The organism is Cereibacter azotoformans (genome assembly GCF_021391315.1).
Lineage (GTDB): Bacteria > Pseudomonadota > Alphaproteobacteria > Rhodobacterales > Rhodobacteraceae > Cereibacter_A > Cereibacter_A azotoformans.
The window spans coordinates 2,716,728-2,729,495 of record NZ_CP090021.1 but is presented as its reverse complement, the minus strand read 5'-3'; the positions used below and the strand labels follow the sequence as shown (position 1 = coordinate 2,729,495).

General features: G+C 67.8%; 15 protein-coding genes. 8 read left to right on the top strand and 7 right to left on the bottom strand.

The window, feature by feature from the left end:
- Positions 1-87: 87 nt before the first annotated feature.
- Positions 88-972 carry a LysR family transcriptional regulator gene (locus LV780_RS13670; protein WP_011909801.1) on the bottom strand — a complete coding sequence of 295 codons (885 nt, stop codon included), beginning with the start codon at positions 970-972 and terminating at the stop codon, positions 88-90.
- 120 nt (positions 973-1,092) lie between these two features.
- On the opposite strand from LV780_RS13670, the gene LV780_RS13665 reads away from it, so the two are divergent.
- The 7 genes from LV780_RS13665 (at position 1,093) to LV780_RS13635 (ending at position 6,455) form a co-directional block, all read left to right on the top strand.
- A complete protein-coding gene (locus LV780_RS13665) occupies positions 1,093-1,890 on the top strand; it encodes a S49 family peptidase (RefSeq protein WP_011909802.1) in 798 nt (265 codons plus the stop codon).
- On the top strand, positions 1,890-2,072 hold the full coding sequence (locus LV780_RS13660) for a hypothetical protein (protein ID WP_101340232.1): 183 nt from the start codon (positions 1,890-1,892) through the stop codon (positions 2,070-2,072). The genes LV780_RS13665 and LV780_RS13660 overlap by 1 nt, the downstream gene beginning before the upstream one ends.
- Positions 2,072-2,875, top strand: coding sequence for an SDR family oxidoreductase (locus tag LV780_RS13655; RefSeq protein WP_101340233.1), 804 nt, complete (start codon positions 2,072-2,074; stop codon positions 2,873-2,875). The genes LV780_RS13660 and LV780_RS13655 overlap by 1 nt, the downstream gene beginning before the upstream one ends.
- A 274-nt stretch (positions 2,876-3,149) precedes the next feature.
- Positions 3,150-5,021, top strand: a complete 1,872-nt coding sequence (gene uvrC / locus LV780_RS13650; RefSeq protein WP_108221988.1) for an excinuclease ABC subunit UvrC — start codon at positions 3,150-3,152, stop codon at positions 5,019-5,021.
- An 81-nt stretch (positions 5,022-5,102) separates the two neighbouring features.
- A complete protein-coding gene (gene pgsA / locus LV780_RS13645; RefSeq protein ID WP_011909805.1) occupies positions 5,103-5,768 on the top strand; it encodes a CDP-diacylglycerol--glycerol-3-phosphate 3-phosphatidyltransferase in 666 nt (221 codons plus the stop codon).
- The gene (gene moaD / locus LV780_RS13640) at positions 5,765-6,013 is read left to right on the top strand and encodes a molybdopterin converting factor subunit 1 (protein WP_108221986.1); all 249 of its coding nucleotides are present in this window, start codon (positions 5,765-5,767) and stop codon (positions 6,011-6,013) included. The genes pgsA and moaD overlap by 4 nt, the downstream gene beginning before the upstream one ends.
- A gap of 1 nt (position 6,014) precedes the next feature.
- Positions 6,015-6,455, top strand: a complete 441-nt coding sequence (locus LV780_RS13635) for a molybdenum cofactor biosynthesis protein MoaE (RefSeq protein WP_101340235.1) — start codon at positions 6,015-6,017, stop codon at positions 6,453-6,455.
- 133 nt (positions 6,456-6,588) lie between these two features.
- On the opposite strand, the gene LV780_RS13630 is transcribed toward LV780_RS13635, so the two are convergent.
- Genes LV780_RS13630 through argB form a run of 3 tightly spaced genes read right to left on the bottom strand, consistent with a single transcriptional unit; the run spans position 6,589 to position 8,614 of the window.
- Positions 6,589-7,095: a SixA phosphatase family protein gene (locus tag LV780_RS13630; protein ID WP_011909808.1), complete on the bottom strand. Its 507-nt coding sequence runs from the start codon at positions 7,093-7,095 to the stop codon at positions 6,589-6,591.
- Entirely contained in the window at positions 7,092-7,736 is a 645-nt protein-coding gene (locus LV780_RS13625) for a ferredoxin (RefSeq protein ID WP_108221984.1), read from the bottom strand. The genes LV780_RS13630 and LV780_RS13625 overlap by 4 nt, the downstream gene beginning before the upstream one ends.
- Positions 7,736-8,614, bottom strand: a complete 879-nt coding sequence (argB, locus tag LV780_RS13620) for an acetylglutamate kinase (RefSeq protein WP_011909810.1) — start codon at positions 8,612-8,614, stop codon at positions 7,736-7,738. The genes LV780_RS13625 and argB overlap by 1 nt, the downstream gene beginning before the upstream one ends.
- A 130-nt stretch (positions 8,615-8,744) precedes the next feature.
- Between argB and LV780_RS13615 the strand changes: the two genes are divergently transcribed.
- Positions 8,745-9,476 (top strand): SDR family oxidoreductase, encoded by a 732-nt coding sequence (locus LV780_RS13615; RefSeq protein ID WP_011909811.1) that lies wholly within the window; start codon positions 8,745-8,747, stop codon positions 9,474-9,476.
- Positions 9,477-9,479: 3 nt separating this feature from the next.
- Here LV780_RS13615 and yihA read toward each other — a convergent pair whose 3' ends face one another.
- From yihA to yidC, 3 genes are read right to left on the bottom strand one after another with little or no spacing between them, the layout of a single operon-like run.
- On the bottom strand, positions 9,480-10,133 hold the full coding sequence (gene yihA / locus LV780_RS13610; protein ID WP_011909812.1) for a ribosome biogenesis GTP-binding protein YihA/YsxC: 654 nt from the start codon (positions 10,131-10,133) through the stop codon (positions 9,480-9,482).
- A complete protein-coding gene (locus LV780_RS13605) occupies positions 10,130-10,873 on the bottom strand; it encodes an MOSC domain-containing protein (RefSeq protein ID WP_108221982.1) in 744 nt (247 codons plus the stop codon). Before LV780_RS13605 ends, yihA begins: the two co-directional genes overlap by 4 nt.
- Positions 10,870-12,747 carry a membrane protein insertase YidC gene (yidC, locus tag LV780_RS13600; RefSeq protein ID WP_044248405.1) on the bottom strand — a complete coding sequence of 626 codons (1,878 nt, stop codon included), beginning with the start codon at positions 12,745-12,747 and terminating at the stop codon, positions 10,870-10,872. Before yidC ends, LV780_RS13605 begins: the two co-directional genes overlap by 4 nt.
- Positions 12,748-12,768: the final 21 nt, after the last annotated feature.

The window sequence follows — 12,768 nt, the reverse complement described above, 5'->3', positions numbered from 1 at the left end:
CCCTCCCCTCCCTGGATGAGCGACAAAAATACGCAGCCTGATAGACACATCAATATCAAGGATCCGTGGATCCATTGATGCCGTCTATCAATCCCCGGCCAGTCGGCGGGCGGCGTCGATCAGCGCGGCCAGGATCGGTGTGTGCGGCTCGCGGTGGGGCGCGATGAGGCCGACCTGATGCTCGACCTCGGGCTGCGCGATGGGCGTGGCCCGCAGCCGCCCGTCGGCGGCGAAGAGGTCGGCCAGCTGTTTCGGAAGGATGCTGGCCCAGCGGCCGGTCATCACATGAGAGATCAGCGCGAGGGGCGAGTTCGACTCGACCGACGGTGTGGCCGGAGCGCCGGGGCCCGCGAGATGCTGGTTCACGATGCGCCGGTTCTGCATGTCGGCGGTCAGCAGGCAGAGCGGCAGGCGCGCGACATCGTCCCAGCCGATGCTGTCGCCCGGAGGCAGCGGGAAGTCGGGGGTGCAGACGAGGCGGTAGCTCTCGGCATAGAGCGGGATCTGCGTGACCCGGCCGAGCGGCTCATTGTCGAGATAGGTGATGCCCGCATCGAACTCGAGGCTCTCGATCCCCGAAAGGATCTCGGACGAGGTGCGCGACAGGATGCGGACATGCACTCCGGGATGGCGCTCGAGGAAGGGCGCGGTGAGGTCGGCGACCATCGGCACGGCGGTCGGGATCACGCCGATCCGCAGGTTGCCCGACAGGCCCGACCGCACCGCGCGCATCTCGTCGCGCAAGGCCCGCACGTCCCCCACGATCCGGCGCGCCCAGTCCAGCACCCGCGCCCCTTCGGGCGTCAGGCCCTGAAAGCGCGAGCCGCGAAAGACCAGTTGCACCCCCAGCTGGTCCTCGAGCTGACGGATCGCCGAGGACAGCGTGGGCTGCGTGACCCGGCAGGCCTCGGCCGCGCGCCCGAAGTGCCGCTCACGCGCGAGGGCGATGAACATCTCCAGCTTGTCGATCACGCGCTCTTCCCCCCGGCCTCGCTCCTCGGATCGCCGTCCGGCCGATCCGCCGGCAAGTTTTGCCGGAAGTGCGGCGGCTCTCTTCTTGTTCCGCGCCGGGCCTCGGCCTACATCGGGCGGATGAAACAGTATATACCGTTCATCAGGAAGGACCCGGTTGTCCCGGTGATCCGGCTTCAGGGCGTGATTGCGACCGGCGCGCGCGGCGGCCTGTCCGATCAGGGCCTTGCCTCCTTGATCGAGAAGGCCTTCCGGCGGGGCAAGCCGGCAGGCGTGGCGCTGGTCATCAACTCGCCCGGCGGCTCGCCGGTGCAGTCGAGCCTCATTGCCGCCCGCATCCGCCGACTGGCCGAAGAGCATGAGGTGCGCGTTCATGCCTTTGTCGAGGATGTGGCGGCCTCGGGCGGCTACTGGCTGGCCTGTGCGGGCGACGACATCTGGGTGGACGAAAGCTCGATCGTCGGCTCGATCGGGGTGATCTTCGCCAGCTTCGGCTTCCACGACTTCATGACGCGGAACGGGATCGAGCGGCGCGTGCACACGGCGGGGCGCTCCAAGTCGCTGGCCGATCCGTTCCTGCCCGAAAAGTCCGAGGATATCGAGCGGCTGAAGGCCCTGCAGGAGCCGATTCACCGCGCCTTCATCGACCATGTGAAGCGCAACCGCGGGGCTCGGCTTGACGAGTCGGCGGATCTCTTCAACGCCGACATCTGGACGGGCCAGGAGGCGGTGCGGCTGGGTCTGGCCGATGGCGTGGCCCATCTCGTGCCCAAGATGCAGGAGATTTACGGCGAGAAGGTGCGGCTCGTGCCCTATGGCCAGCGGCGACCGCTGCTGCAGCGGCTGGGGATGAACCTCTTCGGGCATGTCCTGTCCGAGATCGAGGACCGAAGCCTCTGGGCGCGATACGGTCTCTGATGCTGGTCAAGATCGTCACCCTCTTCCTGATCGGGATGGCGGCCGTCGCGCTGATCGGCCGCTTCCGCTTTCCCCGGATCGGCCGGAGGAGCGCCCGTGTCGCGCCGCCCACGATCTGCGGCCATTGCGGGCGCTACATCCTGGGCAAGGCGGAGTGTTCCTGCCGGAAGGGCCGGGGCTGATGCGGGCGCTGGTGACGGGCGCCGCCCGACGGCTCGGGCGCGAGATGGCACTCTGGCTCGCGGCGCGCGGCCATGATGTTGCGGTGCATTACTCGGGATCGGCCGACGAGGCGGAAGAGGTCGTGCGCGAGATCCGGGCGCAGGGCCGACGGGGGGCCTGCCTGCAGGCCGATCTTCTGGTCGAGGCCCAGACGGCCAGCCTCGTTCCGCGGGCGGCCGAGGCGCTGGGCGGGCCGCTCGACCTGCTGATCAACAACGCCTCGATCTTCGAGCGCGACACGATCGAGGGCGCCACCCGCGAGAGCTGGGACCGGCACATGGAGTCGAACCTGCGGGCGCCCTTCGTGCTGATCCAGCAATTTGCGGCGCAGGCCCCCGATCCGGTGAGGGATTCTCAAGATGAGCCTCTTTCGCGGGCTCTGGTTGTCAACATGATCGACCAGCGCGTGCTGCATCCGACGCCCGACTTCGCAACCTACACGCTAGCGAAGGTCGGGCTCTGGACGCTCACCCGCCTTGCCGCGCAGGAGCTGGCGCCCCGTGTTCGGGTCAACGGCATCGGCCCGGGGCCCACGCTTCAGGGCGCCCACCAGACCGCCGCGGACTTCGCGGCCGAGCGCGCGGGCACCGTTCTCGGGCGGGGGGCGAATCCGTCGGATATTACCGCGGCGCTTGGATTTCTCATCGATGCCCCTGCCGTGACAGGCCAGATGATCTGCATTGATGCCGGTCAACACCTCGGTCCGAAGGAGGCTTGCGGCCCGGGTGACCAGGCGCTCTCTTGGAAGTTGTCCACTTTATGAATTTTCATGTATCGAGCATGTGAAAATCCTTGAGCTTTCATGACTTTGGAATGACGAGATAAAAATTATCGCGTTGTATCAGAGTCTTGAGATACCGCACAATTTTTGCGCAAATGGACGAAACTGCCATGAGACAAGGGAAAATACGCGCTCCGCGTAGGTTTCCCTCAGACTTATCCACAGAAACGGTGGACAGCTTTTCTCTTGTGGCCGGGTCGCTATCGTTGCAGCGGTCGGCAGGAATCGTGAACGCGTTACAAGGACGGAGTCGGACGTGCAGGATGACGATACGGAAGGCCGCACCGTGCCGACCGGACATGCGGTGATCCACGGCTACCTGCGGACGCTGGACGGTTCGCCCGGCGTCTACCGGATGCTCGATGCGCAGAGCCAGGTGCTCTATGTGGGCAAGGCCCGCAACCTTCGGGCGAGAGTGTCGAACTATGCCCGTCCGTCAGGGCATTCGGGCCGGATCGCCCGGATGATCCGCGAGACCGCGAGCATGATGTTCCTCACAACGAGGACGGAGACCGAGGCGCTCCTCCTCGAGCAGAACCTCATCAAGCAGCTCAAGCCGCGCTACAACGTGCTGTTGCGCGACGACAAGAGCTTTCCGAACATCCTGATCGCCAAGGACCATGCCTTTCCGATGCTGAAGAAGCACCGGGGCAAGAAGTCCGAGAAGGGCAGCTACTTCGGCCCGTTCGCAAGCGCCGGGGCCGTCAACCGGACATTGAACCAGCTTCAGCGGGTGTTCCTGCTGCGCACCTGCTCGGACGCGACCTTCGACAGCCGCACGCGGCCCTGCCTGCTCTACCAGATCAAGCGCTGCTCTGCGCCCTGCGTGGGCCGGATCACGCCCGAGGACTATGCCGGAATGATCGGCGACGCCGAACGGTTTCTGCAGGGGCGGACGACGAAGGTGCAGGCCAACCTCGCCGAACAGATGCGCGCGGCCTCCGAGGCGATGGAGTTCGAGCGGGCGGCGGCGCTGCGCGACCGGATCAAGGCGCTGACCCAGGTGCAGTCCTCGCAGGGGATCAACCCGCGGGGCGTGGCCGAGGCCGACGTGATCGCCGTTCATCTGGAGGGCGGGCTGGCCTGCGTTCAGGTCTTCTTCATCCGCGCCAACCAGAGCTGGGGCAACCGCGACTTCTACCCCCGCACCGGCGCGGGGGCGGAAGAGCCCGAGATCCTCGAGGCCTTCCTCGCGCAGTTCTACGACGACAAGGAGCCGCCGCGGATGATCCTGCTGTCGCATCCGGTGGACAACCCCGACCTGGTGGCGCAGCTTCTGTCGCAGCGCGCCGGGCGCAAGGTGACGCTGGGCGTGCCGCAGCGGGGCGAGAAGGCCGAACTGGTCGAGAATGCCGCCCGCAACGCGCGCGAAAGCCTCGCGCGACGCATGGCCGAGAGCGCCACGCAGAACAAGCTGCTGGCGGGGCTGGCCGAGGCCTTCGATCTCGATGCCCCGCCGTGCCGGATCGAGGTCTATGACAACTCGCACATCCAGGGCACCCACGCCGTCGGCGGCATGATCGTGGCCGGACCCGAGGGCTTCCTCAAAAGCCAGTATCGCAAGTTCAACATCCGCGGCGCGGCCGGCGCGCAGGGCGACGACTTCGGCATGATGAAGGAGGTGCTGACCCGCCGGTTCGAACGCCTGCTGAAGGAAGACCCCGATCGCAAGTCCGACGCCTGGCCCGACCTTCTGCTGATCGACGGCGGCGCGGGGCAGGTCTCGGCCGTGCAGGAGATCCTGCAGGAGCTGGGCGTGGATGACATCCCCTTCATCGGCGTGGCCAAGGGCATCGACCGCGACGCCGGCAAGGAAGAGTTCCACCGCCCCGGCGAGCCGCCCTTCGCGTTGCGGATGAACGATCCGGTCCTGTATTTCGTCCAGCGCCTGCGCGACGAGGCGCACCGTTGGGCGATCGGCGCCCACCGGGCCAAGCGGGCCAAGGCGGTCAGCGCGACACCGCTCGACGAGATCCCCGGCGTGGGCGCGGCGCGGAAACGCGCGCTGCTGGCGCATTTCGGCTCGGCCAAGGCGGTTTCTCGGGCCGGGCTGCCCGATCTCTGCGCGGTCGAGGGCATCTCGGAGACCCTTGCCCAGACCATCCACGACCATTTTCATGGGGCCTGAGGCGCTTTCGGGGACACATGAGGCGGGGCGCCGCTGCCCAAGCCTCTTCCCCCGGCGGCGGCGAATGGCTAGACCTGCGGCATGAACTGGTCGATCCCGAATATCCTTACCGTTCTGCGCCTGCTGGCCGCGCCCGGCGTGGCGGTGATGTTCCTCTATTTCCATAGGCCCTGGGCCGACTGGTTCGCGCTGGCCCTCTTCATCCTGGCGGCGGTGACCGATTTCTTCGACGGCTACCTCGCCCGGCTCTGGAAGCAGGAATCGAAGTTCGGCGCCATGCTCGATCCGATCGCCGACAAGGCGATGGTGGTCATCGCGCTGGTGATCATCACCGGCTATTCCGGCATGAACCCCTGGCTGATCCTGCCCGTCACCGTGATTCTCTTCCGCGAGGTCTTCGTGTCGGGCCTGCGCGAGTTTCTCGGCGCGAAGGCGAGCCTTCTCAAGGTGACGAACCTCGCCAAGTGGAAGACGACGGCGCAGATGGTGGCCATCGCGATCCTGTTCCTCGGGACGGGGCTTGAGCATCTCGAGGGCATCGCCCGCCGCGGCATGACCTGGGAGCAATATGCCCAGGCGGTCAGCGCGGGACTGGCCGATCCGATCCGCAGCTGCGGGATGCACGGCTGCTCGTCTTACGCGACCTGGGTGGGGCTCGGGCTGATCTGGCTGGCGGCAGCCCTTACTTTTGTCACCGGATGGGACTATTTCAGGAAGGCGCTGCCCTACCTGAAGGACGAGAAATGATCGACCTGCTCTATTTCGCCTGGGTCCGCGAGCGGATCGGGCTGCCGCGCGAGCGGCTGGCGACCGAGGCCGCCACCGTGGCCGATCTGGTCGAAGAGCTGCGCGCGCGCGAGGACCGCTATGCGCTGGCCTTTGCCGATCTCTCGAGCCTGCGCGTGGCTCTCGATCAGGAGCTTGCGGATTTCGACGCCCCCCTGGCCGGGGTGCGTGAGGTGGCCTTCTTCCCGCCCATGACGGGCGGCTGAGGTGCGGGTGCTTGTCCAGGGCGCGCCGTTCGACTTCGGCGCCGAGGCCGCGGCCTTTTCCGCGGCCGCCGGAGGCGCCGGGGCCGTGGTGACCTTCACGGGCCTCGTGCGCGACCTGTCAGGCCGCTTGCAGGCGATGGAGATCGAGCATTATCCCGGCATGACCGAGCGGGCGATCGCGGCCATCGCCTCGGAGGCGGTGGAGCGGTGGCGGCTGGTCGATGCCCTGGTGATCCACCGATACGGGCGCCTCGGGCCGGGCGAGCCGATCATGATGGTGGCCACGGCCGCGGCCCACCGGGCAGAGGCTTTCGCGGCGGCCGAGTTCCTGATGGATTACCTCAAGTCGCGTGCCCCCTTCTGGAAGAAGGAAGTGACCGCCGACGGCGCCGACTGGGTGGCGGCGAAGGACGCGGATGAGGCGGCGCTGGGGCGCTGGTAGAAGAGGTCTCCGGCCGGCTTGGCGGCGCGCCGGTTTCTGGCGTGGCTCGGGGGCTGTCTGCCCCCGGCCGCCCCTGCGGGGCGGCTCCCCCGAGGATATTTGGACAGAGTGAACGGGCGGGGCGCGCGCGCGCTCAGCCTACCAGTTCGCGCGGCACGACGAAATCGGCGGGCTCGGCCATGCCGTAGCCGGCGTCGGCCCAGGCGATGTCGCCGAAGTCGGCCACGAGCGTGGCGCCGGTCGGATATTTCTGGAACTCGGTGCTGAGAGGCGGATGCTTGACCAGCCGGTGGGCGAATTCCGCGATGCCGGGATTGTGGCCGAGTATGCAGACCGTGTCGGCGGTCGCGTGGCGCAGGACGGCGAGCATGACGTCCGAGCCGGCATGGTAGAGCGCGGGTTTCAGAACCGGCGCGGGAGCGCTCGGCAGGAAGGGGGCGATGCCGTCCCATGTGGCGCGGGTGCGCAGCGCGTCCGAGCAGAGCACCTCGCCCGGCAGATAGCCGCGGGAGGCAAGCCACTGGCCGAGGTCGCGCGCCGCGCCCTCGCCCCTGGGATTGAGCGGACGGTCGTGGTCCGGGATCAGTGGATCGTCCCAGGCCGATTTCGCGTGGCGGATCAGGATCAGGCGCTTGGTCATCGGTGGAACTGCCTCATGTGGTAGGCGGATTGCGCCTCCATCCTTGCATGGGCTTGCGAGCGGGGGCAAGCGCGGCGAACCGCGCAGCCGTGCTCGAGGCACGGGGCGCCCTCGGGACGGTCGAGGAAGGCGTGGCAGGCCGGCACGTCGTAGCCCTCGGCGCCGAGCGCCCCCACGGGGCAGGCCGAAAGGCAGGGCTGGCTGGCGCAACGGGCGCAAGGAGAGATCCCGGCCACGGGCTGCAGCCGTTCACGAAGCGCGAGCGCACCGCGGCAGGAGAAGAAGAGCCCGGCCTCGTCATGGACGATCAGCCGCACCGGCGAGGCGAAGGCGCGCCCGGTGCGCAGGGCCCAGGCGTAAAAGGGCCACCAGGGCGGCCCGCCGAAGGGAAAAAGTGCGGTCGCGCCGAACTCGGCGGCCAGGGCGGTGATCGTGCGGGCCGACCAGCGGTCCATCGGGTCGGGGAGGCCGTCCCGCCACTCGGGCTGTGCGGTCATGTAGCCCCAGAAGCCCGGCTCGCGCGGGCCGAGGAGGATCAGGCTTCCGGTGCCCTCGGGCAGGCCGTCGCCGGGCTCTGCGGCAAATCCGCCCAGGATCGCGAGGGCATGGTCGGCGGCCCGCGCCTCGATCCGCGCCAGCATCAGCGGATGCGCGGCTTGATCCGCGGCTCGGTCGAGCGGATGATCGTGCCCGCGCCTTCGTCGGTGAAGATCTCGATCAGGCAGGCGTTGGGGATGCGCCCGTCGAGGATCACCACCGCGCGCACGCCCGCGTCGAGGGCCGCGAGGGCGGTCTCGGTCTTGGGGATCATGCCGCCCGAAATCGTGCCGGTCGCCACCATCTCGCGGACCTGGCTGGGGGTGAGCTGGCTCAGCACCTGTCCGCTTGCGTCCTTCACGCCGGCCACATCGGTCAGAAGGAGCAGCCGGTCGGCCTGGAGCGCGCCCGCGATGGCGCCCGCCGCCGTGTCTCCGTTGACGTTGAAGGTCTCGTTGTCGGCCATGCCGGTGGCCACGGGCGCCACCACCGGAATGATCCCGGCATTGTAGAGATCGCGCAGGACCTGCACGTTCATCTCGACCGGCTTGCCCACGAAGCCCAGCTCGGGGTCGTCGGCCACGCAGACCATCAGATCGTCGTCCTTGCCCGAGATGCCCACGGCGCGCCCGCCCTGGTCGTTGATCGCCTGCACGATCCGCTTGTTCACGAGGCCCGAGAGCACCATCTCGACCACCTCGACGGTGGCCTTGTCGGTGACCCGCTTGCCGCGCACGAACTCCGACTTGATGCCGAGCTTGCCCAGAAGCTCGTTGATCATGGGCCCTCCGCCGTGAACGACGACCGGGTTCACCCCCACCTGCCGCATCAGCACGATGTCGCGCGCGAACTCGGCCATCGCGGCCTCGTCGCCCATGGCGTTGCCGCCGAACTTCACCACCACGACGGCGCCCGCGTAGCGTTGCAGATAGGGCAGGGCCTCCGACAGGGTGCGGGCGGTGGCGACAGGGTCTCGCGTCATGGCGGATGCCTCATCCTCGGGCGGTTGTGGGGATTGCGGACGTGGTAACGGCTTTGCGCGACACTGCCAAGCGGCGGCGCCTTGCAAAAGCGCCCCGCTCGCGTAGCTTCGCCGAAAAGGGGACCGGGCGATGGGCGAACAGAAGACGATGGTGCTGACCGGCGCCAGCCGAGGCATCGGACATGCGACAGTGAAGCGATTCTCGCGCGAGGGATGGCGTGTGCTGACCTGCTCGCGCCAGCCGTTCGATCCGCGCTGCCCCTGGCCGGGGGGCGAGGAGAACCATATCCAGGTCGATCTCGCGAGCCCCGAGATGACCATTGCGGCGATCGAGGCGATCAAGGGCAAGATCGACGGCAAGCTTCATGCGCTGGTGAACAACGCGGGCGTTTCGCCCAAGGGGCCGAAGGGCGAGCGGCTGAGCACGATCACCACCGACCTGCGCACCTGGGGGCAGGTGTTCCACGTCAACTTCTTCGCCTGTGTCGTGCTCGCGCGTGGGCTGCAGGCCGAGTTGACAGCCGGCAAGGGGTCGATCGTCAACGTGACCTCGATCGCGGGCAGCCGGGTGCATCCGTTCGCGGGAGCGGCCTACGCCACCTCGAAGGCGGCGCTTGCGGCGCTGACGCGCGAGATGGCGCATGATTTCGGCCCGCTCGGTGTGCGGGTCAACGCCATCGCACCGGGCGAGGTCGAGACGTCGATCCTTTCGCCCGGAACCGACAAGATCGTCGAGAAGCTGCCGCTCCAGCGGCTCGGCCAGCCGAGCGAGGTGGCGGACCTGATCTGGTTCCTCTGCTCGGACCAGTCGAGCTACATCTCGGGCGCCGAGATCGAGGTCAACGGCGCCCAGCACGTCTGAGCATCAGGTCAGCGTGGCGATGATCGTCCGCAGCGTCTCGATCCCGAGGCCCTTTTCGGAACTGGTCATCACCAGCTCCGGGTAGGCGGCGGGGTGCTTCTTCAGCGCGCCCCGCACCTGCCCGAGCACCGCCTCGCGTTCGGCCTGGCTGACCTTGTCGGCCTTGGTCATCACCACCTGGAAGGTCACGGCCGAGCGGTCGAGAAGGTTCAGGATCTCTTCATCGACGGATTTGATCCCGTGGCGCGTGTCGATCAGGACGAAGGCGCGACGCAGCGTCTGGCGGCCGGCGAGGTAGCCCTTGAGCAGCCGCTGCCAGCGTTCGACGATCGGCTTCGGGGCCTCGGCATAGCCGTATCCCGGAAGGTCCACGAGGTAGCGGCTGGGCCCGAGTGCGAAATAGTTGATCTCCTGCGTCCGGCCCGGCGTGTTGGAGGCGCGCGCCAGCGCCTTGCGTCCGGTCAGAGCGTTGATCAGGCTCGACTTGCCGACGTTCGAGCGGCCCGCGAAGCAGACCTCGATCCGGTCGGCGGGCGGCAGGGCCTCCATCGTGGTCACGCCCTTGACGAAGTCGCAGGCGCCCGCGAAGAGCAGCCGGCCCGCCTCGCGGCTCGCCTCGTCGGGCTCGGGGGTGAGGGGGAAAGGCAGGGACGTCACGATCTCACCTCGTCGCCGATGGTCAGGGGGCCGCCCTCAAGGACGGTTGCGTAGATGCCGAAGTCGCGGTGGCCGTAGTGGGCCTGAAGCGCGCCGAGCGTGTCGGCATCGACCATGCCGGTCTCGGGGTCGGCCATGGTGGCGCGGCAGCGGGTGATCCGCTCCTCGATGCGCAGGAGGGCGGCGCCCACGCGGATCTCGCGCCCGATCAGGTCGAACTCGGTCCAGGGCTTCCATCCCTCGACCCACAGATTGCCGCGCCAGCGATGGATCGACAGGGGCTGGCCCATCCGGGCGGACAGCTCTTCCAGGCTCGAGAGCGAGAGGATCGAGATCGAGGGAAAGGCGCTGTCGGTCATGCCTCGGTCGGCCGAGACGACACGCGCGGGCCGAGGGCGGCCTTCGGGCATCAGCGGGGCCACCCAGTTGAGGAAGCCGGGCGTCTCCTGCGGATCGTCGGGCCGGAAGGCGAAGGGGCCGAGGTCAGGGTGCGAGAGCCGGACGGTGGCCGTGGCCTCATCCAGCGCGGCGGTGATGGCCATCAGACCGGGCGCCTTCGCGCCGCGGGTGAAGTTCTGGCAGGCCGACCATCCGTCGGACAGCCGCGCCGCCTCGTGCGCGACCGCCCAGTGACGGTCCCACGGCAGGCAGGCACCCGGCGAAAGCAGAACGGACGCGAGTTCCTCGCGTCCGTGGGCCTTGATCGGGTGACGGCAGATGTGGCGAAGCCGCGCCGTCATGGTTTCCGCTTCTTCGCCGCAGGCGGACGGCTGTCGTTCGCAGCCTTGCCGGCGCCCTGCGCGGCCGACTTGCGGCTGAAACCGGCCTTGATGTTGCCGAACAGGTCCGGGTGGTGGCCGTGGCTGCGCATGATCACATACTGCTGCGAGAAGGTGATCACGTTGTTGACGATCCAGTAGAGCACCAGGCCCGAGGCGAAGTGGCCGAGCATGAACATGAACACCCAGGGCATCCAGGCGAAGATCATCGCCTGCGCCTTGTCGGTGGGTGCCGGATTTAGCTTCTGCTGAAGCCACATCGAGATGCCGAGCAGGATCGGCAGGATCCCGATGAAGATCAGCGCCATGGTCGAGCCGGGCGTCGGTGCCGCCCAGGGGGCCAGTCCGAAGAAGTTGAAGATCGAGGACGGGTCGGGCGCCGAGAGGTCCGTGAGCCAGCCGAAGAAGGGGGCGTGGCGCAGTTCGATCGTGACGAAGATCACCTTGTAGAGCGAGAAGAAGATCGGGATCTGGATCAGGATCGGCAGGCAGCCCGCGGCGGGGTTGACCTGCTTTTCCTTGTAGAGCCGCATCATCTCGCGCTGCATGAGCATCTTGTCCTCGCCCGCGCGCTCGCGGAGCGCCTCGAGCTCGGGCTGCAGCTCCTTCATCCGCGCCATCGAGACGTAGGACTTGTAGGCCAGCGGCAGGACGAGCGCCTTGAGCAGGAAGGTCAGGGCGATGATGGCCAGACCCATGTTGCCGATCATCTGGTTCAGCCAGTGCAGCACCGCAAAGATCGGCTTGGTCAGGAAGAAGAACCAGCCCCAGTCGATCGAGTCGATGAAGCCCGGGATCGGCTCGGCGCCCTCGGTCGGCTCGATCGCGCCTTCGTTCTGGTAGGCGCGGATGGCTTCCCATTCCTTGGCGCCGGCAAAGAGGCGCGAGCTGACTTCCGCCGTGCCGCCGGGTGCCACGGTGACGAGCTGCTCACGGGTCTCGGCCTGGTAGATGTCTGCGCCCGGGACGTATTTGGTCACGCTGCTGAAGGGCTGGCCCTGCTGCGGGATCAGTGTCGTCATCCAGTACTTGTCGGTGAAGCCGATCCAGCCGTCCTGCTGCGCCTCGACCACCTCGGCCAGCGCCCCTTCGCGCGCAACCTGCGGCAGCTCGGCGATGTCGTCGTAATTGGTCTCGGTCAGCTCGCCGTCGGCGCGGCCCACCGCACCCTCGTGCAGCACGAAGAAGTTCTGCAGGTTCAGAGGCTTGCCATGGCGCGCCACGATCCCGTAGGGCGCGAGGCGGACAGCCTCGCCCGTCCGGTTCTCGACCGTCTGCGAGATGGTGAACATGTAGTGGTCATCGACCGAGATCGTCCGCGTGAAGACGAGGCCCTGGCCATTGTCCCATTCCAGCGTGACCGGCTGGTCCACGCCGAGGGTCGCGCCGCCGACCTGGGTCCAGGTCGTGTTGGCGCCGGGCACATCCTCATAGTCGAGCGCACCGGCCGGGGTCCAGCCGTAGAGCGCATAGTAGGCATTCGGTTCGCCCACCGGCGAGAGCAGGCGGACGATCTGCGAGCCGGGGTCCAGCGTCTCGTGGTACGACTTGAGCGAGAGATCGTCGATCCGCCCGCCCAGCATCGAGATCGAGCCCTGCAGCCGGGGCGTGTCGATCGCGACACGCGGCGTCTCGGGCAGTTCTGCGTCGGGCGGCACCGCGGTCATGGGCGCATCCGGAGTGGCCGAAGGAGCCAGCGCCGTTTCCTGCGTCGCGACAGTGGCGGGCTCGTCCTGCGTCACCGCCTCGGGAGGCGGGAACAGGAAGAACCAGACCATGATCACGAGGAAGCTGAGTCCGGTCGCCAGGATGAGGTTCTTGTTCTGATCGTCCATGAAAGACACGCGGTTCCTGTT

Bases quoted from the DNA above. Each gene is read 5' to 3' on its own strand.
- LV780_RS13665 (WP_011909802.1), top strand. From the start codon at position 1,093: ATGAAACAGTATATACCGTTCATCAGGAAGGACCCGGTTGTCCCGGTG.
- LV780_RS13660 (WP_101340232.1), top strand. From the start codon at position 1,890: ATGCTGGTCAAGATCGTCACCCTCTTCCTGATCGGGATGGCGGCCGTC.
- LV780_RS13655 (WP_101340233.1), top strand. From the start codon at position 2,072: ATGCGGGCGCTGGTGACGGGCGCCGCCCGACGGCTCGGGCGCGAGATG.
- pgsA (WP_011909805.1), top strand. From the start codon at position 5,103: ATGAACTGGTCGATCCCGAATATCCTTACCGTTCTGCGCCTGCTGGCC.
- moaD (WP_108221986.1), top strand. From the start codon at position 5,765: ATGATCGACCTGCTCTATTTCGCCTGGGTCCGCGAGCGGATCGGGCTG.
- LV780_RS13630 (WP_011909808.1), bottom strand. From the start codon at position 7,095: ATGACCAAGCGCCTGATCCTGATCCGCCACGCGAAATCGGCCTGGGAC.
- LV780_RS13625 (WP_108221984.1), bottom strand. From the start codon at position 7,736: ATGCTGGCGCGGATCGAGGCGCGGGCCGCCGACCATGCCCTCGCGATC.
- argB (WP_011909810.1), bottom strand. From the start codon at position 8,614: ATGACGCGAGACCCTGTCGCCACCGCCCGCACCCTGTCGGAGGCCCTG.
- LV780_RS13615 (WP_011909811.1), top strand. From the start codon at position 8,745: ATGGGCGAACAGAAGACGATGGTGCTGACCGGCGCCAGCCGAGGCATC.
- LV780_RS13605 (WP_108221982.1), bottom strand. From the start codon at position 10,873: ATGACGGCGCGGCTTCGCCACATCTGCCGTCACCCGATCAAGGCCCAC.
- yidC (WP_044248405.1), bottom strand. From the start codon at position 12,747: ATGGACGATCAGAACAAGAACCTCATCCTGGCGACCGGACTCAGCTTC.